At 60.0% G+C, this 21,095-nt stretch carries 19 protein-coding genes and 1 tRNA gene; 14 read left to right on the forward strand and 6 right to left on the reverse strand.

Features of this window, described 5'->3' with window-relative positions; translation table 11 throughout:
- Positions 1-2: 2 nt before the first annotated feature.
- Positions 3-506, reverse strand: a complete 504-nt coding sequence (locus sake_RS00700) for an FHA domain-containing protein (RefSeq protein WP_178945230.1) — start codon at positions 504-506, stop codon at positions 3-5.
- On the reverse strand, positions 506-1,582 hold the full coding sequence (locus sake_RS00705) for a DUF3662 and FHA domain-containing protein (RefSeq protein ID WP_243155710.1): 1,077 nt from the start codon (positions 1,580-1,582) through the stop codon (positions 506-508). Before sake_RS00705 ends, sake_RS00700 begins: the two co-directional genes overlap by 1 nt.
- Positions 1,583-1,913: 331 nt before the next feature.
- Here sake_RS00705 and sake_RS00715 point away from each other — a divergent pair.
- Positions 1,914-2,000 (forward strand) — tRNA-Leu (locus sake_RS00715).
- 162 nt (positions 2,001-2,162) lie between these two features.
- Here sake_RS00715 and sake_RS00720 read toward each other — a convergent pair.
- Positions 2,163-3,785, reverse strand: a complete 1,623-nt coding sequence (locus sake_RS00720) for a thiamine pyrophosphate-dependent enzyme (protein ID WP_178945231.1) — start codon at positions 3,783-3,785, stop codon at positions 2,163-2,165.
- A gap of 729 nt (positions 3,786-4,514) precedes the next feature.
- Here sake_RS00720 and betT point away from each other — a divergent pair.
- The 6 genes from betT (at position 4,515) to sake_RS13505 (ending at position 10,836) form a co-directional block, all read left to right on the forward strand.
- On the forward strand, positions 4,515-6,707 hold the full coding sequence (betT, locus tag sake_RS00725) for a choline BCCT transporter BetT (RefSeq protein ID WP_178945232.1): 2,193 nt from the start codon (positions 4,515-4,517) through the stop codon (positions 6,705-6,707).
- A 274-nt stretch (positions 6,708-6,981) separates the two neighbouring features.
- Positions 6,982-8,025, forward strand: a complete 1,044-nt coding sequence (locus sake_RS00730; RefSeq protein WP_129358398.1) for an acyl-CoA dehydrogenase — start codon at positions 6,982-6,984, stop codon at positions 8,023-8,025.
- Complete coding sequence (locus sake_RS00735; RefSeq protein WP_178945233.1) at positions 8,022-9,386, forward strand: bifunctional PIG-L family deacetylase/class I SAM-dependent methyltransferase; 1,365 nt, start codon at positions 8,022-8,024, stop codon at positions 9,384-9,386. Before sake_RS00730 ends, sake_RS00735 begins: the two co-directional genes overlap by 4 nt.
- Entirely contained in the window at positions 9,383-10,099 is a 717-nt protein-coding gene (locus sake_RS00740; RefSeq protein WP_165000920.1) for a glycosyltransferase family 2 protein, read from the forward strand. Before sake_RS00735 ends, sake_RS00740 begins: the two co-directional genes overlap by 4 nt.
- 229 nt (positions 10,100-10,328) lie before the next feature.
- Entirely contained in the window at positions 10,329-10,721 is a 393-nt protein-coding gene (locus sake_RS00745) for a hypothetical protein (RefSeq protein WP_129358401.1), read from the forward strand.
- Positions 10,714-10,836: a hypothetical protein gene (locus sake_RS13505; protein WP_255411230.1), complete on the forward strand. Its 123-nt coding sequence runs from the start codon at positions 10,714-10,716 to the stop codon at positions 10,834-10,836. The genes sake_RS00745 and sake_RS13505 overlap by 8 nt, the downstream gene beginning before the upstream one ends.
- 119 nt (positions 10,837-10,955) lie before the next feature.
- Here sake_RS13505 and sake_RS00750 read toward each other — a convergent pair whose 3' ends face one another.
- The 3 genes from sake_RS00750 to sake_RS00760 all read right to left on the reverse strand — a co-directional run bounded on the left by sake_RS00750 (position 10,956) and on the right by sake_RS00760 (position 13,029).
- Entirely contained in the window at positions 10,956-11,471 is a 516-nt protein-coding gene (locus tag sake_RS00750) for a ferritin (protein ID WP_129358402.1), read from the reverse strand.
- A 200-nt stretch (positions 11,472-11,671) separates the two neighbouring features.
- Positions 11,672-11,875 (reverse strand): cold-shock protein, encoded by a 204-nt coding sequence (locus sake_RS00755; protein WP_129358403.1) that lies wholly within the window; start codon positions 11,873-11,875, stop codon positions 11,672-11,674.
- A gap of 383 nt (positions 11,876-12,258) precedes the next feature.
- On the reverse strand, positions 12,259-13,029 hold the full coding sequence (locus sake_RS00760) for an SDR family NAD(P)-dependent oxidoreductase (RefSeq protein ID WP_129358404.1): 771 nt from the start codon (positions 13,027-13,029) through the stop codon (positions 12,259-12,261).
- Positions 13,030-13,745: 716 nt separating this feature from the next.
- Here sake_RS00760 and sake_RS00765 point away from each other — a divergent pair.
- Genes sake_RS00765 through sake_RS00795 form a run of 7 tightly spaced genes read left to right on the forward strand, consistent with a single transcriptional unit; the run spans position 13,746 to position 21,094 of the window.
- Complete coding sequence (locus sake_RS00765) at positions 13,746-14,978, forward strand: glycosyltransferase family 4 protein (RefSeq protein ID WP_178945234.1); 1,233 nt, start codon at positions 13,746-13,748, stop codon at positions 14,976-14,978.
- Positions 14,979-15,020: 42 nt separating this feature from the next.
- Positions 15,021-16,742, forward strand: a complete 1,722-nt coding sequence (locus sake_RS00770) for a glycosyltransferase family 4 protein (protein ID WP_178945235.1) — start codon at positions 15,021-15,023, stop codon at positions 16,740-16,742.
- Positions 16,739-17,671, forward strand: coding sequence for an ABC transporter permease (locus sake_RS00775; RefSeq protein WP_178945236.1), 933 nt, complete (start codon positions 16,739-16,741; stop codon positions 17,669-17,671). Before sake_RS00770 ends, sake_RS00775 begins: the two co-directional genes overlap by 4 nt.
- Positions 17,658-18,461: an ABC transporter ATP-binding protein gene (locus sake_RS00780; protein WP_178945237.1), complete on the forward strand. Its 804-nt coding sequence runs from the start codon at positions 17,658-17,660 to the stop codon at positions 18,459-18,461. Before sake_RS00775 ends, sake_RS00780 begins: the two co-directional genes overlap by 14 nt.
- A 49-nt stretch (positions 18,462-18,510) precedes the next feature.
- Positions 18,511-19,662: a non-hydrolyzing UDP-N-acetylglucosamine 2-epimerase gene (gene wecB / locus sake_RS00785; RefSeq protein ID WP_178945238.1), complete on the forward strand. Its 1,152-nt coding sequence runs from the start codon at positions 18,511-18,513 to the stop codon at positions 19,660-19,662.
- An 11-nt stretch (positions 19,663-19,673) separates the two neighbouring features.
- Positions 19,674-20,075, forward strand: a complete 402-nt coding sequence (locus sake_RS00790; RefSeq protein ID WP_178945239.1) for a hypothetical protein — start codon at positions 19,674-19,676, stop codon at positions 20,073-20,075.
- A 59-nt stretch (positions 20,076-20,134) separates the two neighbouring features.
- Positions 20,135-21,094 carry a hypothetical protein gene (locus sake_RS00795; protein ID WP_178945240.1) on the forward strand — a complete coding sequence of 320 codons (960 nt, stop codon included), beginning with the start codon at positions 20,135-20,137 and terminating at the stop codon, positions 21,092-21,094.
- Position 21,095 lies beyond the last annotated feature (1 nt).

Consider the following 21,095-nt stretch of genomic DNA (forward strand, 5'->3'; position numbering starts at 1 on the left):
TTTTACGCCCTCAACTCAATGACAGTGCGTCCCACGGTAAAGGGCACGCCCGGTTCGACGAGCGTCGCTCGCGTCAGGCGTTGATCGTTCACGAAGGTCCCGTTGGTCGACCCAAGGTCCTCGAGGAACCAGCGGGATCCCTGCGGGAAGAGGCGGGCATGGTGCCCGGAGCAGTAGTCGTCGTCCAAGGGGAGGGTGCAGTCCTGCGCCCTCCCGAGGAGCACCGGAGAGTCGCCCAACCGGGCGATGCTTCCGGACCCGGGACCGCCGATGATCGCAAGCTGGCTGGGCCGCTGAGGCGTCTGTTGCTTTTGGGAACCGGTCGAGGTTGCAGTTTGGGCGCCGCCTTTTTTCTTGTTCTTCTTGCGGCCGGGCAAAGACGTGAAACGGAGTGTCTGCCCTATTCCGAGGTCTCGCCGCTGCCCGGCGAGGATCACGAAGACGAATACCCACAGCAAGGCCAGGAAGCCGAAACGGAGCAACGTGACGGTCAGCTCTGAGGCCATTATCGACTACTCCTCGGGGCGAGCAAGCGGAAAGTTATCTTGGTCCGACCCATTGTAATGACAGTCCCATCCACGAGCTCGCGTCGACCGTTGAGCCGGGTTCCATCCACCGATGACCCATTGGTCGAGCCTAGGTCCACGGCTAGGAAGACACCGTCTTGATTGAGAATCTCCAGGTGGCGCCGGGAGACACCAGTATCTTCGATGGTTATATCAGCTTCCGAAGAACGGCCGAGTACGATCGAGCTCGCCTGAATGGAGAACCGTTGACCGTTGATATCCAGGACAGGCTTGTAGTTCGGCGCAGCGCGGTGGGGCTGTTCGTACCTGTGCGGAGATGGTATGGCTTGCGTTGCGTTCGGGTCCGCACCGGCCTGGCGGCCGCCCGCAGAGCCCCGCCTGCCGGGAGTTCGGGGCGCGATGCGGGATGAGCCGCTGGGCAGGGTTCTGCTTGACGCAGCGGCCGTTGCGGCAGGGGCAGCCGTAGCGGCCGCGTCGGCCGGGTCTGCCTCGTACTCCGGCGCGTACCCGGGGGCATAAGTCGGTTCCGGCTCGGCCGGCACGTTGGTCGCCTGATGCCCGACGGGTGATCCTGTTTGCTGGGCATTGGTCTGGCTCGCGTTGTAGCGCTCCCCGGCGGCAGCAGCGGAAGTCTTCGGGGCCGTTCGGGTGGAGCGTCCTCGCGATGCCGAACGCCCGGCGCGTTCTTGGCTGGATAGAACGAGGAATTCGCCTTTTTGAAGTTCTTCGGTATGAGCGCGCGTGAAAGTGACGCGAACTGCGCCGCGCAATGTGTAACCCTGTGACCGTGCATGGCGGATGGCGACGTCGCAGAGTTCCTCAGCCAGGTCATGACCCCAGTCTTGGGCTCGGGTGAAGTCGGCATCCGAAAATTCGATGGTGAAGACGTTCGGGGCGATGGTTCGCCCCTCAGCGATTGCGTAGGATTTCTTGTCCATTTCCGAACGCAGGCGGCTCGCGACGTCGACCGGTTCGATGCGGTTCTTCGAGCCGGCGGTGAAAACCCCTCGCACAGCCTTTTCGAGACTCCGCTCAACATTTTCTATGAGTCCCATGGTTGCCTCCTGGTTCTGCGGTTACGGTCCTCCGGCAACCCTCGCTTTAGGGTACGGGGTACCGCCACCGCGTACGGCCTCGGACACAAGGATAGTAGAGACCTATCCTGAATAGACCGTGAATGGTCGGTCTCGGACCAATTCACTGGGACAATTCCCGGATTTGATGGCGACACAGTGCGGGTTTTCTGAACTGTGGACAATTTCCGAGGGTCTGGCGGCTCGTGGCGAAGGACACCTCGTCCTCGATTAGACAGCCACTCGTGGATCTGGGTACGATGGTCAGCGTTGCTTTTCGCGCGTTATCCTTCGGATCGCGGGCGAGTCACTTGCGCGAGTGGCGGAATAGGCAGACGCGCACGGTTCAGGTCCGTGTGCCCGAGAGGGCGTGGGGGTTCAACTCCCCCCTCGCGCACCAGTAAAACCGGCTTGTTGCCAGGCGAAACGCTTGGCGGCGGGCCGGTTTTTGTATCCGAAGGAAGCTTCTCGGGGTTGTGGCGCTTGCCGTCCGGATGCGGGGCTCTGACCCGCGCATCCGGACCGCAGGCATCCCTTTCCGACGAGCGCTCCCTGCCCCAGGTCAGTAGGCTTTCTGCCGTTGCGGTACGACCAAGTGAATCACCGCGAACTGTCCCGATTCGACGGTGCGCAATGCGGCGTCGAGAGCGCCGGGCAGCTCCTCGTTGTTCTCGACCCGCACGCCGAATCCGCCATAGGCACGGGCCAGCCCGGCGAAATCGGGATTGTGCAGCTGGGTTCCGCTGACCCGACCCGGGTACTGGCGTTCCTGATGCGTCCGAATGGTCCCGTATTCACGATTGTCGGCCACGATGACCAGCGGTGTTGCACCGTATTGAGCGGCCGTGGCCAACTCTTGCCCGTTCATCAGGAATTCGCCGTCCCCGGCGATTGAGACGACCAGACGTTCGGGATGGCGCAAGGAAGCGGCAACCGCCGAAGGAACCGAATAGCCCATTGATCCGTTACGGGCCGAAATCATCCGGGCGTAACCGTGAGTCGGGAAATAGCGATGGGCCCAATTGGTGTGTTCGCCGGCCCCGAAGGTGACCATACAATCCTCCGGCAGCCGGGGCACCAGGTAACTCATCAGCGAATCCATGCTGACCTGACCACTGGTTCGTGCCTCGGGCAGAGTCGAGAACTCGGTCTGCTGACCGCGCAATTTCTCCCGCCAGTCGCGCCAGGAGTCCTTGACCGGAAGATCCATCCGCAACAGGTCTCGGACGAAGACGTCCGGCTTGGCGACGATTTGGTGCGTGACCGGGCCCGAACGACCGCGCAGGCCCGGGTCGATTGTCACCAGGAAGTTTCGCTTGTCCCAATCCTGCCGCGACGTGAATCCGTCCGTGATGACGTCGCCGGGCACGGTTCCGACGAACACGATGAGGTCCGCTTCGTCCAGGGTCTGTCGCGAGTGGTCCGGTCTGCCGTACCCCAAAGGGCCTATATAGCTCGGGGACGAGAACGGCACGGTGCCCTCACAGCGCCATTCCGCACCGGCTGGCAGCTCATGCGCCTCCAACCACGAGGTGAAGTCCGCTGCGGCCTTTTGCGTCCAGTCGTTGCCGCCGAACACGAAGAGAGGCTTCTCCGAGTCCAGGAGCGCATTGTGGAGTTCCTTCCAGTCGCTGACCGTCATGCCGCCGGTCGCGATGGGGATCTGAGGGTGCAGCTCGGGGGTGATTTCGCGCTGAATAATGTCCTCGGGCAAACCCACCACCACGGGTCCGGGGCGACCTGACCGAGCGGCGAAGATCGCCTCGGCCACGAGCTCGCTCGCGCGGTCCGGATGGTCCAGAATCATGACCCTTTTGGCTCCGGTCGCGAACCAAGCCTTGGGGTCGAATTCCTGGAAGGCTTCTTTTTCCCTGTGCTCGAAAGGGATCAATCCGACGAACAAGACCATTGCGGTCGAATCCTGCCACGCGGTGTGGAGGCCGACGTGTGCGTTGGCTGCCCCGGGACCTCGAGTCACCATCGCGACGCCGGGTACGTCGGTAAGTTTCCCCTCGGCTTCGGCCATATAGGCCGCTCCGCCTTCGTGGCGGCAGACGACGGTACCGATGGATGAGTCGTGGAGTCCGTCGAGAACATCGAGAAAGCTCTCTCCGGGCACGGTGTAGATCCGGTCGATGCTGTGATGTTCGAGCGATCGAACGATCGCGTGTCCGGCTGAGGTCATGAGGTGAATTCTTTCGGGGAAGTAGGTGCAAGAGACGGTCGAAGGAGTCCGGGCTCGAGGTCCTGGAGGCGGTCAGGAGAGAAGCGCCGCAACAGCGAATGCGTGAATAGTGTCAACGCGACCCGTGTGCTGCGTCACCGAGTGCCACATTATCGCCACCGCACCGAAGCGACACTCTCTTTGCTTAATAATTACCTGCGCAACCGGCGCGAGGGGCACCTACGGGCGGAGACGTGGGCGGTCAGGCCTGTGGCACTCCCCGAGGTTTGTTGCATTTTTGGGCTCTGCGCAAGGCTTTTGTGAAAAAGAGGCGAGTTATGTTCCGGTTTCACAGAAAAACAACAGGGTCAAGATGTCCATTGCCGGATTTCCAGTAGAACCGGTAATTCTTGCGGATTACGTGACAAATATTGGTCTGCCGCCGCACTTCGCCGTCGCATCAGCTCGGCGCAATTGCCAGGAAAATCCCAGCCAACTAAGTTGAATAGGGTGCCCATGGATTCCGCTGGGCGTAGCGAAGAGTCAGCGACGCGCGAAAAATCGGCGCGCTACACCCGCTGACGAGGCCGCCCTAACGCTGAGAGCCCCCGCGCCGGTGTGGCTCTGCGTCTTCAAGGAGCCAACAAGTAGCGGCCGGGCGTTTGCGAATGCGTTATTGGTGCCTTGGTTCAGTATGTGCTGGTGCGACCCACCGGCACGAGAAGTTTGCCGTCGAGACGAGGAGAGTGCGTGTCAGAATCGCAGGAATTCAGTTCACCAAGGAACCAGACGTCCGCGGGGGTCGAGCGCGAGCGCTTCGGCGGCTCGCAACGGTCACTTGCCGACGTGGTGGAACGCCAGGAGAATCGCCCTCCCAGCTCCAGTGCGGAGTTGAGCCGCGGCCCCGCCGAGCTGCGCAAGGACGTCGGTCCCAAAGTCAACTGGAAAGTCCTGCTGATTTCGTCGGCAGTCGTCGTCGCATTTTCTGTATGGGCCATCCTTGTGCCGCATGCCGCGGAATCGACCATGAGCAACGTCGTGGCATGGATCGCGGAGAGCCTCGGGTGGTTCTACGTCGTCACGGTCACCTGCGTGATTCTCTTCGTTCTGTGGGTTGCTTTCTCGAAGCTGGGCGGAGTGCGGCTCGGGCCGGATCATTCCCGTCCCCAATACAAGTTATTCACCTGGGTCTCGATGCTCTTCGCCGCTGGCGTGGGCATCGATATGCTGTTCTACTCCGTGACCGGACCCGTTACTCAGTACATGCAGCCAATCAATGCCGACCCGGAGAGCGCCGAGGCCGCGCACGAGGCCGTGGTCTGGACGATGTTCCATTACGGCGTCGCAGGGTGGGCGATGTATTCCTTGCTCGGCATGGCAATGGGCTATTTTGCGTACCGGTGGGGCATGCCCTTGTCGATTCGTGCGGTGCTGTACCCTCTGCTCGGAAAACGCGTCCGCGGGGCGACCGGCGACGTGATCGACATCTTCGCCTTGGTGGGCACCGTATTCGGCGTCGCGACGTCGATGGGCATCGGCGTCGTGCTTCTCAACGTCGGCTTCTCCTGGCTCTTCGGGCTCCCTGAGGGCCTGGCTCTTCAGATTGCTCTGGTCCTCGTAGCCGTGGTCATGACCATCGCCGCCTGCACCTCGGGTGTGGACAAGGGTATTCGTCTGATTTCGGAGCTGAACCTGTGGTCGGCGGCCGCAATGATGATCTACATCCTCGTGACGGGCAAAACGGCTTTCCTGCTTAATGCGATGGTCGAGAACATTGGGCGGTTCGTCTGGTCATTGCCGGATCGCACGATGCAAACCATGGCCTACGAAGACGGCGGGTCAGCGTGGATGTCCACGTGGACCTTGTTCTTCTGGGCCTTTTGGCTCGCGTGGGGACCGTTCGTGGGTCTGTTCTTGGCGCGCATCTCCCGCGGGCGTACCCTTCGGGAATTCGTTATCGCTGCTATCACTGCTCCCGTGCTGTGCGATTTCTTCATCGTTACGATCTTCGGCAACAGTGCCCTGTCGCGAGTTATGAGTGGGGATCATGAATTCGCCCAGCTCGCGATGGACTCGCCGGAGGCCGGGTGGTACGCCCTGCTTGAGAGTTTCCCGGGTGCGGCTTTCCTCATCGGGCTGGCTACTCTTTCTGGTCTTCTGTTCTACCTGACGAGCGCCAATTCAGGCGCGATGGTGATGTCGAATTTCTCCTCGACCATTCCCGACCCTTCTCAGGACGGGGCGAAATGGCTGCGTATTTTCTGGGCCGTTCTCACAGCCCTGTTGACGATAGCGATGCTGGTGGCGGGCGGCGTCACGACGATGGAGTACGCGACGCTGATCTTCGCGCTGCCCGTGACCGTGGTGGCTTATCTTGTCATGGCATCCTTCTCCAAGGTTCTGCGCATGGAGCGTGCCGAGCAGGAAGGGCGGCGTCTCAGTCGAGCGACTTTCGCACCCGACGGCGGGGTCAAACCGGAGAAGACGTGGAGACAGCGCCTGGCGCGGATGCGTTCCTACCCTTCCAAGAGAATGATCAAGGAATTCGCGGACGAGACCGTCGCCCCAGCCCTGGATGCCGTGGCCGCGGAATTTGTGGAGCAGGGTTATGTCGCAACCCTCGATACGTTGCCCAACGAGGAAACGGGCGTCGACGAGCGTACGCTCTTGGTCGACATTCCGGACCACCGCACGTTCCGGTACCAGACGGGGGCCGTGGAGGCCCCCGTGCCCATGTTCGGCGGCAGGATGTCCCGAGAAACGGACGTGTACTACCGACTCGAAGTCTTCACGCAAACGGGTTCCGAAGGGTATGACCTCATGGGGTTGACCCAGCAGCAAGTGATCGACGACGTCCTGGATCGCTTCGAGGCGCACCTCGGGTTCTTGAGCTATTCGGCGGCCCACGACGCAGTCTCGGTGGTGACGCCGGTGGAGCGATAACGATGTGATCTCCCGATCGGCGTGGGTTTGACCACAGAGAACGTGCGAGTCGCTGATAACCTGAACTTGGCTAGGGAAAACGTAGTTTTCGTCCGGTGTTCCGAACCCGGGGAGTTTTGCGGGCGGTCAGAAAGACGGCTCGAGGAACTCCTCGCATGCGGAGGAAGGGCCTTCGATCCCCAGCCCGCGATCCACGGTGGAGGCCCGGATTCGCGGTGCTATCTTTTTCTTGAACAGCTCGAAGCCTGAGCACTGAACCACGCCCGAGGTGAATATGACTCTTCAAACTGTGACGTATTGCGCCAGACTTCCGCATGAGCTCGAGGAGAAGGTGCGCAAGGCCGCAGGCGACCCGGAGCTGGCCTTGCGCCTTGCCCCCGATATAGCGCGGGAACTGGGGTCGCCGGGAAACGGAAATACGCTGTCTCACTGGCAAGGTCTTGCGGCATTGGGGTCGATCGACCTGACGGTTGCGCGCGCCGTTGAGCCTCATCTGGATGCCCTCGCGATCCTGGATCAGGAGGCTGATCCACGGGTCGAGATTCCCCAGGGTTCGACGTGGGGCGTATACGCTGCGGAGTCTGCCAACGACCGGCTGGAAGCGACGCAAACGGGGCACGGCCAATGGAGAATCACCGGACGCAAGCCGTGGTGTTCCCTGGCTCACTACGTTTCTCACGCGCTCGTCACCGCATGGACCTCAAAGACCGAACGGAGACTCTTTGCGGTCTCCCTGGGAGGCGACGGCGTAGTCGTCACGGATGGACATTGGGTCGCCAGAGGGCTGAGCGCAATCCAGACTTCGTCGATCGAGCTCGAGAACGTCCCGGCTGAACCTGTCGGGGCAGACCAGTGGTATTTTTCCCGGCCCGGTTTCGCACTCGGAGGTATTGGTGTCGCCGCCGTGTGGTGGGGTGCTGCGTGTGCACTGGCACATCAACTGGAGACATCGTGCCGTTCTCGTACGCCCGACCAAATTGCGCTGTACCACCTCGGACAATGCTCGACGGAACTCGAAGCCGCGGGGAACGTGCTGGCCCACGCCGCGGTCCACGGCGACGACGCCCTTGGTACCGAGGCGAAGGACCTATGGCCCCTCGCCCTCCGCGTACGTGGCACGGTGCACAAGGCATGCGAGACGGTGCTCTCGGCAGTGGGACACACCCTGGGGCCAGGCCCGTTGACCCAGGACGAGGAATACGCCCGAAGGGTCTCTGACCTGCAGGTCTATGTGCAACAGTATAAGCCCGAACGGGACGTGGCCGGTATCGGTCAGGCGATCCTCGACGGTGCCCCGGCCATCTGGGCGCGAGCGTGAGCCCGCAACGGGCGCCCCGGTTCCGCCACGACGATTCCGGCACACCCGAATCCGTATGGAGTTCCGAGCCACTGCTGGCAACCGCAGAGAAACTGAGCCTCGAGCCTTTTGACCGGCTTGTCGCCGTCGCGGCTCACCCCGACGACGAAACGCTTACCGCTGCTGGCCTCATTGCGACCGCCAGCGCTCGGGGGATGGAGATTGACATCGTCGTCGCGACGGCCGGCGAAGCATCACACCCGAATTCCCCGACGCATGATCCAGCAGATCTGCGGAGTATCCGGGAAGGGGAAATCCGCGAAGCCGTGTTGACGCTGGCTCCGCACGCGAGAGTCCACTTGCTCGATCTGGGGGACAGTCACCTCGCGAAGAGCCAGACGGAGCTCGTCAACGTGCTTGTGGACCTCCTCGGCCCTTCCGCGAGCCGTACGCTCGTCGTTTCGACGTGGCGTGGGGACGGGCATACGGACCACGAGGCCGCGGCGCGGGCGGCCTCGATCGCGGTCTGGCGAACCGACGCGACTCACCTGGAAGCGCCTCTGTGGCTGTGGCACTGGGGGACACCATCCGAAGTGGCTGCCTGCGCCGCGCAACAGCCCCTCGTCCGTTTCGACCTCGACGATGAGGTACGTGAGGTCAAGCGGGCCGCGCTGAGCAAGCATCGTTCCCAAACCGAACCGCTCGGCCCCGAAGAAGGCAATGAGGCATTGTTGTCCGCCGAAGTCCTGGCCCATTTTGATCGCGGTTTCGAACTCTTCCTGGCCCCGGAGCGCGGCGAAGTGAGTCCCTTCGACGAACTCCACCGGTTCTCCGAGGACCCGTGGGAGACCAAGAGCAGCTGGTACGAACAGCGCAAGAGGGCCTTGACCCTGGCGGCGTTGCCGCGGCCCCAATACGGAACGGTTCTCGAATTGGGGTGCTCCGTCGGAACTTTGGCGCGCGATCTTCTCACTCGATGCAACAGTGTTCTCGCGGTCGACGAGAGTGCCGACGCACTGGCCCGCGCCCGAGACGCGACCGTATCCGATCGCATCGAATGGGTTCGCGCGTCCGTTCCCGAAGAATGGGGTGAGGCCGTGCTCGGTCGGCACTTCGATCTGGTGGTGCTCTCCGAAATCGGCTATTTTCTCAGCCCGGGGCGGTTGTCGAGGCTCGGGGAGCTCATCGCTGCCTCCGGAACGAGTACAGTCCTTGCATGCCATTGGACCCACCCCATCATGGGCTGGCCGATGCGAGCCGCTGGCGTCCACCGAATCCTCGACGAAAAGCTTGACCTTCTGCGGGCGGTGACCATAGCCGACCCCGATTTCGAGCTCGCACTCTGGACCGCGGACAAGTCGAGCAGGACGGCCATGTCGTGAACGGGCGCTCAGTTCAGGCCGTAGGCGTCGTCGTCCCTGCGCACAACGAAGAGGGCTATCTGGAACATTGTTTGGCCTCGATCAGGATTGCCGCTCAGCAGGTGAACGTGCCGACGAATATCGTCGTCGTGTTGGACCGTTGCACGGATGGCAGCGCTCGCGTGGCCTCGGAAGCGGCCCGACGTGCTGGTGAAGAGGTCTTGACGCTGGTTGAAGGGGATTTCGCGAGCGTCGGGTCCGTCCGTGCCGCCGGGACTCTTCGACTCGCGGAATTCTTTTCGCGAATACCCTCCGAGAACGTTTGGACCGTGCACACCGACGCCGATTCGCGCGTTCCTCAAGATTGGCTCGCCAAGCATATTTCCCTGGCCAATGAGGGGACGGACCTCGTGATCGGCAGCGTCATGCCCGACGAGCCCCCTCATACTCCGACGTGCCGACTCTGGCTCGAACAGCACCCCTTGGGCGAAGGACATTCGGCCATTCACGGGGCCAATATGGGTATTCGCCTGAGTTGTCTTGAGGGGATCGGCGGCTTCCGCAACCTACAGGTCGGGGAAGATATTGACGTCGTCGCACGACTCAAGGACACGGGGGCGCGCTGGGTGGCCACCGATTCCATGCGAGTCGTGACTTCGGCACGGAGGACGGGCCGTGTACCCCAAGGGTTCTCCGCATACTTGAGGGACCTGGACGACCAGCTAGGCCGATGATTTCTCCCGCAAGGCACAGCAAAAGTACTTGAACTCCGAGCTGACTCGGGGTTGAGTGGGCAGTGAAGCGTACAGCCGTAAAAAACAAGAAGGTAAGGATTATGGCTGATCACGACACCAATGGACGGTTTGCCCGCAGGAAGGTGGGTGTTGCGGACACCGGGGGTTTTGGCGCGGCATTTCGCGTCAGACATCGTTACTGATGCACTGGGCAAAGGAGCTCACCATTTTGTACGATACCCAGCCGGTGTCGGTTACTATGCTCACGATCCCTCCGCAGTACGTGCAGGACGAGTCCCAGTGGGCTTTGCAGATCTGCGAGAAGTACCGGTGGGGGCTTCAAACAAGCAGCTGCCCGGTCCGCGACCCGGATCGTACGCCCATAGCAGAGGATATCGCGTCGCTGACGAGGACGTTCATTTCCTTGGGGTGGAGGATCACCCCCAAGGATCGCAGTGACCCCAGTGCAGGCATCGTCTGGCATCGCACACCTCAGGACCCCGAAGCCGTGCGAGAGGCAATTTGCCTCGCGGCGGCAAAACACCGTGTGACTACCGGGCGGACAATTCTCGCTCCAAAGGCCACGGGAACATCCGATCGAAAGGAAGAGCATCATGACTGAACCGAACCATCGACCTGAAGAAGAGATCTCCGAAGAAGAGCCCGGAGAAGGCGAAACGACCCAAGAGGCCGAGGAACAGCGCATCGACAAGGGCAAGAAAAACTCCAAGGACTGATCGCATACTCTGACGCCTCGTGAGGAGTCAGCTCGTGCCCGCACAGAAGATGCAGGCACAAAGGGCCCCCGAACCGTTGTGGTTCGGGGGCCCTTCGCTGTAAAAGTGACGATCGATTCTTAGTCGTCTTCGGTGCCCTCTTCGGGGCGCTTGCCGAGTTCTGCGTCGAGGCGGAGGATTCCGGAGCCGTCGCCGTCGGTCAGCTTGATGCGGCCGATGATCTCGGAGGCGGTGGCCTCTTCTTCGATCTGCTCATCAACGAACCAGTTGAGCAAAGGACGAGAATCGTAGTCGCCCTCGGCGTCGGCTTCGCGGTAGAGGTCGCGAATCGACTGGGAAACCTTCTCTTCGTGGGCCAGCGCGGCCTCGAAGATCTCCAACACGGACAGCCCGGTCTTCACCGAGGGCGCGCTGATCTGGCCGATCTCGGCGTGGTTGCCGCGATCCGAGAGGTGCTCGATGAACTTGTTGGCGTGAACGACTTCCTCGTCCGCCTGGTGGCGAAGCCACGCGGCAATACCGGGGAGGTCCTGCTCATCGGCCTCGATGGCCAGCTGACGGTAGGTGATCGAGGCTTCGAACTCGAGAGTGATTTGGTCCTGGAATTTCTTTTCAAGGTCTGTAGACATCTTCATAGCTTCGAGAATAAGCCGGATTTCCTGCGTTGTCAGCCGTGTGGAGCCTTTCCTCAAACCAACTTCAGGTATGCAATGGCTAAATTTAGGGGAGGGTTTCCACACGGAATCCTAGGGTGCCGCAGCACAAAAAAGCCGTTGACGAACACATGTTCGCCAACGGCCCTTTCAGCTATCCCCTCATTGCGGGGACAACGCGTTTAGAGAACGCGGATGCTCGTAGCCTGGAGACCCTTGGGGCCCTGCTCGGCCTGGTACTCAACAGCCTGGCCCTCTTCGAGGCCGCGGAAGCCGGAGCCCTCGATGGCGCTGTAGTGAGCGAAGAGATCGCTGGACTGGTCATCGGGAGCGATGAAGCCGTAGCCCTTTTCGACGTTGAACCATTTTACGGTGCCTGTAGCCATTATTATTCTTTCCTTCGTGTCGGCCACCTGAGGTGACCATGTACTCCGCATCGATTCTGCCGACGCGGTTCTTGAGCTACTGAATGCAGGCGTACTGCTTTAAAGAACTCAAAAAATTGGTGGGGGATCAAGCGGGATAGTAGATGTCGCCGCCTTGTTTGATGATTGGCCCGCCATGGATCAGGGGGCCTGTGTGTTTCGAATTGAAGAAGCCGACGTCGCTGACGGACCTCGTTGTGCGTCGCTGTTCGGCGTGTACGTTAACTACCCTACCAGGCAATTGGGGTCTTGTGTGAAGAGTTTGCCGTGCGGCGCGGTGATCTACGTCCTTGCGATTCAGAAGATCCGCTGAAGGAGGCGTGAGCCTCGCCGCACAGCCAGCCTCACTTGGCCTCTATACGGGGCCTAACCCAAACCTCGGTGATCTGGGTGTCGTCAGGGGCGTCGATGACGTGGCGAATCGAGCGCGCCACGGTCGCGGGGTCGATGAATGTCGGCGGCTCGGCCTTCGGATATTCGTCGTCCCAACGGACCATGGGCGTGTCGGTCGGCCCGGGCGCGACGGTCGCCACGCGGATGCCGTTCTCGGAGACTTGTTTCCGGAAACCGTCCGCTGTCGCTTGCAGCGCGTGCTTGGTGGCCGAATAAATCACGTTGTACTGGTTGGACGCGCGGGACGCCCCCGAGCCGAGGAACACCACGGTTCCTTTGGAGTCGCGCAACTGAGGGAGAACTGAGCGTGTGACTTCCGCAGGTGCGGTCACGTTGGTGCGAAGGGCCGCTTCCCAGTCGGAAGGGCGGGCGTCCTCGAGCGTGAACCTGGGAGCGACGGCGGCAGCGTTGATCAATGCATCCACCCGCGGAAGCCCGCCGAGGGTTTCCGCGATGTTTTCAACGTCGTCGAGGTCGAGAACCAGCGGCACGATGGTGCTCTCGGGGCCGCTGTCGGCTTTGACCTGCTCAAGTCGATCTTTGTTGCGCCCAATAGCGACGACGATGTGATCGTGCGAAAGATCCCGTGCGACCTGTGAGCCGATGCCACCTGAGGCCCCGGTGACCACGGCGATCGGGCGATCGGGTTCTGTGGAGGCGAGGCGTCGGATTTCGGCAAGGGACTCCGAAATGGAGCTCGGTGAAACGGTCGAATCGTTCATGTCAGCCACTTTACGGCCTTCACCGCACGTTATGGGAGTGCGGAGTGCGCAACTTCCGTACTGGCGAGTAGTAAAAGTGCCACAAATCACAAATTGTTACCCAAATCCCTCTGAATTCTTGGCGCCGATCCGTTATTATCGGTACATACAACAGATACAACATCTTGTACAAACTGGATCTGCTTCAAGGTTTTCCGGCCGGCTATGGGGGTCGGAAATTGCTTCCGCATGGAGGCTAGACGCCGACGTCGATCGGCGCTCCTCGTTTGGGGGATTTGCGGAAGCCGACGTCCCGCTCGTGCTCGCACTCGAGCGGGACGCTTCGCTTTAAGGTCGTTCGGAGCTGAAGTTTCGGCGGAAAGGATCATCCGCGATGGTTCCCCAAGTCGTTCCGGTTTGTAACAATGGGCCTCAGGAATGAAATGTGGAAGCCTCCGCTGACGAGTTCGCCCGGCGGCGAGGAAGAGGATGGTCGAATTTTTGCGGATTTCTGTTTCACTCCCAGTCGGGAAGACGGCCAGAGGGAGCACGCAATGAGGTCTGAGCGTCCTGTCCGATGAGGGGCTAGGCAGAATCCGGAAAATGCTCTGTGGCCGGGTTATCGTCTGACCAGATAGCCATCGGTACTATGGGCTTCGGATGACTGTAAACACCCTGAGGAGAATTTTGTCGACACCACCGGATCGAAAGAGTGTCGTCGCCTCGAGGGACTCCGCGTGAAAATTCTGCTCGTCACTCATTATTACCGTCCAGAGATTGGGGCTCCTCAGCGGCGCTGGGACAGCTTTGTGAAGCATTGGCTTCGGGACGGGCATGAAGTAACTGTGATTACCGCCCTTCCTCACTATCCGATTCCTCGCCATACAGCCAGCCTTCGACGCGGAACCAAGGCTTTCTCCCCACAAAAAGGTGTGTACGGCGAAACGGTAATCCGTCTACCTTATTTTTCTCATGGCTACGGAATCGTCTCCAGAACGGTAGACCATTTCGTGGTTGCAGGCCTGAGCGTTGTGGCAGGGATTCCACTGGCCCGTCACCGCTACGATGCGGTGATCGTAACCGTGCCCGCGCTCGCTTCTCTGATCCCAGGACATCTGGCTTCCTGGGTATTCAGGGCTCCTCTGATCATCGAGATGCGCGACGCATGGCCGGACCTGGTTACTTACACGGGTGGGATCAAGAATTCGAATGGCTTGGTGGCCAAGGCGCGAGCTGCCACTCACAATCTCGTCACGCGATCCCAGATCAGATCCAAGCACGTGGTTACTACGAGTTTTCGGTTCGCCGACGTACTGAGATCCAGGGGTGCCGAACACGTGACCGTGATTCGCAATGGGGCGGATCTGGAAGCGATACCGGTCACGGGCCGCCCGCACTTCCGCCGGGGACGTCTCAAGGTCTTGTATTTGGGTACCCTCGGGCGCAGTCAGGGTCTGGGCGCCGTGATCGATGCGGCCGGCATGGCTGCCGCTGGGGGTGTGGACATCGAATTGAGGCTCGTGGGCGACGGGGTTGCCAGAGAACAACTGATCGAAAGGGCCAGAGAGTCTCAAGCATCCATCAGCATCCTGGACATGGTTCGGCCTGAAGAAGTGTGGCGGCACTACGAATGGGCGGATACCGTCGTCGTGTCGCTCACGGGGTGGGCGCCGTTCGAGTGGACCGTCCCGTCCAAGCTCTATGAAGTCTTGGCCACCAACCGACATGTGTCAGCGATGCTCGCGGGAGAAGCCGCTCAAATCGTCCGGGAGTCCGGCGCGGGATTCGTTTGCGAGCCCGGAGACTCGAAGGCGCTGGGCTGGCACTGGGTCGACATGGCTCAAGATCCTTCCCGAATGGACCACGGTGACGCGGGGCGAGAGTGGGTTCGCAACCAATCCGACTCCGTGCAGCTCAGTGACGAGTATTTGGACGTGGTCCGCGCGACGACATGCCGATCCTCCGGATAGGGCACCGTGACAAATTTTCGTTATGTGCTGAGGAACCTCGCCTTGTTGACACGCACCGCGCTGCAACATGCCTGGGACGACCCGGTTCACCTGATGGTTCAAGGGTCTCGGAGACTGCCGCGCAGACTGGCGCAGATTTTTCGCATCCTCATGCGAGCGTTGCCGATTGCCGGTTTACGGGCGTTGTCCGCCTATTCCGATGGCGACGTGGAGAAAGCCCGCAGCCTGGCCGCGGCGGTTTTATCGGGATCGACGCGGGGTTTCGAGTACCGTCTCGCAGCGGAGGTAGCTCTCGAGGTCGGCGCGGTTGCAGTGGACCTGGCGACACTGCCTTCAGCAACTCGTGCTCGCGCCGCCTGGAAGCGAGGGAACATGTCGGAATCAATATGTATCCTCGAGGCTGATTCGCAGGGACACGAGCGAATGTCCGGCAGACTGCGCAGCGAAGCGGAAACCATGGATCCCGAATTTCTCCTGCAGACACCTAGTGCAGTGGCGAATCCGAGAGTCAGCTGGCCGACGGGTACGCCACCTCGGGCGTTTCACGTATTGACCAGTTCTCTTCCGCATACACAGTCCGGCTACACCCTGCGAACTCATCGCCTTCTGTACGCATTGTCCCAACGAGGACTGGCCGTCCAGGCCGTTACCCGATTGGGTTATCCCGCGATGATTGGAATTCCGCACGGCCGGGATGATCAAGAGATCGATGGCGTCCGGTACCGGAGGATACTTCGGTCTCGTTTGGATCATGGACTGGCAGCCCGTCTGCAACAACAGGTTGACATCATGGCCCCGATGGTCAGAAGCTTTCGCCCAACCCTGCTTCACTGCACTACCAACTACACTAATGCGCTCATGACGGACGCATTGGCCAGAGGTTTCGACCTCCCATGGATTTATGAGGTGCGGGGGCTATTGGAGGAAACTTGGGCAGCTGGCCGAGAAAGCATCGACGCTCGGGTCGAAGCACGGCTTTCGGAACGGTTCCTCGCACTGCGCCTGCAGGAAACTCGAATGATGCACCGAGCCGATCACGTGGTGACCCTTTCCGAGGTCATGAAGACGGAGATTGTGAAGCGCGGTGTGCCTGCGGAGAAGGTGACCGTGGTGCCGAACGGTGTTGCACCCGAATTCTTCGACGAGAGGAGAATCTCGTCCGAGGTCCGAGAGGCAAATGGTCTGCCCGAAGGTGGATTCTGGGTAGGCTCGGTCTCTTCCTTGGTCGATTACGAAGGATTCGACGTTTTGCTGAGGGCCGTCGCGATTGCCCGCCAGCAGGGAACCGATCTTCGAGTCCTGTTGGCTGGGGATGGCGCATCTCGCCCCTCGCTGGAGAAACTCGCGCAAGACTTGGGGATCTCCGCTTCGGTCACTTTCACGGGAAGAGTAGGTTCCGGCACCGCCCGTGCGTATCATCGCTGTTTGGATCTTTTTTGCGTCCCCCGGACGAATGCTGAGGTGTGCCGGATGGTCACACCGCTCAAGCCGATCGAGGCATTCGCGGCGGGGACTCAAGTTCTCATGTCCGACGTGCCGCCTTTGCGGGAACTCGCAGAGGGTGCCTACGGGGTGCAGGCGAACCGGGCTCTGTTTGTCCCAGGGGCGGTGGGAGAACTGGCCGCGAAGCTCAAGGCGGCTTCAGCCGGTACTGTCTGGAGCGAGGAACTGCGTGATGCAGGCCGGAATTTTGCCTGTGAGAGAACCTGGGCCAGGAATGCGGCAACAATCGAAATGGTGTACACAGCAATGAGCAGGGCATGATGGCCAGGGAATTCCAGAAAAAGCTTCACAGTGGCGAAATCTCCGCGCCATGGGATCACACCCCGCCGGCTGAGGAATCACCATACAAGGAGCTGATTGCCTCCAAGAAGGTGACTCAGGTCGGCCGGAGACCACCCCTGCCGAGATACGTGGCCGACATCTGGCAGCGTAGGGATTTCTTGCTGTACGACGCACGCGCGAGAGTTCGTACCCAGAACAGCCACCATCGATTGGGGTCCTTCTGGCTCATCGGCAAGCCGATACTTGATGTCGCCTTTTATTTCATCGTTTTCGGTCTCTTGCTCAAGGTTGACCGCGGAATCGACAATTACGTGGCCTACGTTACGGTGGGCGTGCTGATGTTCCGGTACTCCTCCGTGGCGCTGACTCAGTCGGTCGGTATTTTGCGAGCCAACCGGGCCATGATCCACGCTTTCAGTTTTCCGCGAGCCAGCCTGGTCCTATCCTTTGTCCTCCGGGAAGCCCTAGCGGCTGGGCCATTGGTGCTGGCGATGGTGATGATGGTCCTCGTAGTCCCACCACACGTTTTTCCGGCCTGGTCTTGGCTTCTGATCTTTCCCCTGCTGGCTATCCAGACCTTGTTCAACCTCGGCTTGGCGTTCATCGTGTCCAGGTTGGCTTTTGGGGTGCCGGATGTTTCGCAAGCCATGTCCTTTTTGTCGAGGATCTTGATGTATGGCTCAGGGGTAATATTCCCGGTCGAAAGGTTCATCAGCCACCCCGTTGTGTACGACGTCATGACAAGTAACCCAGTTTTCATCCTGCTGAGGATGTATAGAACTATTTTGTTGGACCACTCTGTGCCGTCGGGACTGGATTGGCTCACCGTACTGTTGTGGGGCGCCGGATTGACCGTCTTCGGCCTTGTGTTCTTTTGGGGATCGGAGGAGAAGTATGGCCGTCCCTGAAATGCAGCAGGCATCGGATACCAGCGTCCTCGTCAGCAAGGTATCTCTCGAGTATTCGGCCAAGCGCAAGCATCGATTCGGCAAGGATTCCCGGCCCGTCGTCCGCGCACTGACCGGGGTCAGCTTCAGCGCCAGATCTGGCGAATTCATCGGGCTCGTGGGGCGCAATGGATCAGGTAAGAGCTCCCTCCTGAGGACTATCGCCGGGGTCGAGCCACCCACCAGCGGATCGGTGTACGCCAGTTCCCAGCCTACGCTGATCGGCGTGCATGCAGCGTTGATCGGCGACCTGACAGGTTCGGAGAATGTTCTCCTGGGTTGCATGGCCATGGGGATGACCAAACAAGAAGCCACAGAAGCGCGCCCCTCGATCGAAAATCTGGCGGGTTTGGGACCGGCGATTTCTCGCCCGATGAATACCTATTCGTCTGGCATGCAGGCTCGGTTGCGGTTCGCCATTTCTCGGGCAGGGAACCCGGAAATCCTGCTGATCGACGAGGCACTTTCCACCGGAGACGCGTCTTTCGAAGAGCGGTCCAGGCGCTCCATGGACGCGATGCTTGAACGAGCGGGAACGATTTTTCTGGTGAGCCACGCCGCCCAAACCATCGAGGAGTTGTGTTCGCGAGCCATCTGGCTCGAGGAGGGGACTCTGGTCATGGACGGGCCAGCCGAAGAGGTGGCTCGGAGATACAGATGGTTCGCCCATATCCTCGCCCAGGGGGACAGGAACAAAGCCATCGAGGTTTTGGCCAACGCATATCAAGAACAACGCCGGCAGTTTCGGTGAATCCGAACAATTTCTCACCATTCAGTCGTAAGCACTCAGAGGGGCACGTATGAAACGCATCATGACCATTTATGGGACACGCCCGGAGGCCATTAAGGTCGCCCCGGTGATCAAGGCTCTGGAGCAGTCCGAGCAGTTCGAGAGCCTGGCGGTGGTGACAGGACAACACAAAGAGATGCTTCAGCAGGTCAACGAGCTGTTCGGCATCAACCCCGTCGCCGATTTGGAAGTCATGACTCAGAATCAGTCGCTCAATGAGATCGTCGCGAAGGTCGTTTCGGGAATCGATCAGCAACTGGCAGACCATGCCCCTGACGCCGTGATTATTCAGGGTGATACTTCCACGGTGATGGGTGCGGCCATTGCGGCTTTCAACCGACAGATCCCTGTTGTACACGTCGAGGCGGGCTTGCGGTCCGGAGACATTGAATCACCGTTCCCTGAAGAGGCCAACCGCAAGCTCACGACTCAGGTAGCTCGCCTTCATCTGGCGCCGACCGCGCAGTCGAAAGCGAACCTTTTGAACGAGGGGGTGTCAGAAGCAAACATCGCGGTCACCGGCAACTCTGTGATCGACGCGTTGATGAAAGCCGTCGAGAACTCTGAGCCGTTTACCGATCCCGACCTGGAAGAATTTGCCGGATCCAAGCGTCCTCTGGTTCTGGTGACGACGCACCGTCGGGAGAATTTGGGCGAGAACATGGTCAGTATCGGTCGTGCGCTCAATTATTTGGCTACGGAAAACCTCGATTACCAGTTCGTACTTCCGATACACAAGAATCCGAAAGTTCGGGAAGCGGTTCTGCCGCAGATCGAGGGCTTGGAAAACGTTCTGATCATTGAGCCTTTGAACTATGGTGAATTCACTCGCTTGATTGCTTCAGCGCACTTCATCCTCACCGACTCGGGTGGGGTACAGGAAGAAGCTCCGAGCCTGGGCAAACCTGTACTCGTTCTGCGTGAGAACACGGAACGGCCGGAAGCCGTTGACGCCGGTACAGTGAGACTCATCGGTGCCAGCTATGAACGAATCGTTGAGGAGGCTTCCCGCCTGATCCGAGATCAGGCGCATTACGATTCGATGGCCAACGCAGTTAATCCCTACGGGGATGGCAAAGCTGCTGAGCGTACCGTTGCGGCGCTGGAATCGTTCTTCGGCTTGGGCGCCAGACTTCCGGATTTCCAGCCCAATGTGTCGTGAAGGGACAAATAGTGACTGATAATCGAACTATTCTCGTGCTCTCAGCGGTGGGATCTGTCCTTATGATTGCGGGCATCATCCTGATGTCCGGCTTCAGCTTGGCTTGGACGGGGTCGGTCACGCTGCTCGTGGGCCTCATCGTCCTGGGACTCGGGTGGTACCACTTCGTGGAGAACCAGCGCCGCGGGCTCTGGCGGTTGCAGACCGAAATCAGGAACCTTAAGGAGCGTCAAGGCGGATTGGCGGGAGAGCTATTGGAAATAGCCCAAGGGGTTCGACACCAGGATCCCGAATCTACGGAGGTGGTGTTGGAGGGCTTACGGAGTGAGAGCAGCCGGCACGAGGCCAAGATTCGGGAGCTGGAGAGGGTACTCCTGAAAATTTCCGCGGTTACGGAAGAATCGGAAAGCTGACACATCATAGGCCGCCTTTAGGATTGGTTCCTTACCCGAAGCTTGCGATTCTCGGTGTCATGCTACTGATCGTAGCAGGCATCACAATCCCTTCGATTGTCATGGGACATGACGGGTTTTCTCAAGGCAACCCGAGGAACCCCGGCGATGTTTCCGTGATGGAGGACAACGGGACGATAAAAGTTCCGGGTAAGTTCACTTCCAAGGACCTCCGGTTCAAAGCACAGCCTCATAAGCAGCATTGGGTTTCCATCGAGATGAAGGCCGAAATGCCGCTCAGCAAGGCGAAAGCGGCATTTCTGAAAGGTACGGCAACCTGTCATGACGACACCGGACACCAAGTTTTTCGGAAGCAGGCCACTGAGAATATTCTCCAGAACGACAGTGCAGTCTTTGATCTGGATGGGGTTCTGAACACGGGAGACTATGCCGGAACGATTTCATGCGAGCTTGCGGTAGAAGCGCCGTCCGGCGAGGCGGCTGCCCGAGGTGTAGAGGTTTCGGCGTCCACCTACCTCGCCGTCAGCGACCCTCTCGCCCAGGGCAAGGATGTGCGGAGCACCAAGGCATTGCCGCAAACCCTGGGGTCGGGGTCATCAAGGACCCTTTACCAAGAAACGGACTCGATTCCGCAAGGGTCCCGCCATATGCAGGTTTCGTTAGTTCTGCAGACGACGAGTTGCACTATTGTCAACGGTTCGCGAGACCCCAATGCCTCGGGGCCTTTATGCAACAGAAGCCTGTTGGACAAAGGCGGGAGCCAGCTGCGTACCGTCATCAATGGGCAAGTGCTCGATGCTCAGGGGCGCATTTGCTCGCAATTAAAATCGATATCCGCCGACCATAAAGTCACTTACGATCAGCACCATTTTGTCCTGTCCCTAGGAAGCTCGGATACCGGAATTCCTTCGTGCGGAAAATCGGTACGCTTTTCGGTCAAGATAGTCAACGAAGGCCCGGCTGGAGCGGTCATCCACTCCGAAGGCACTTCAATGAGCCTCGCTTTTCGGGATGATTAGA

This window comes from Kocuria sp. TGY1127_2 (assembly GCF_013394385.1).
GTDB lineage: Bacteria > Actinomycetota > Actinomycetes > Actinomycetales > Micrococcaceae > Rothia.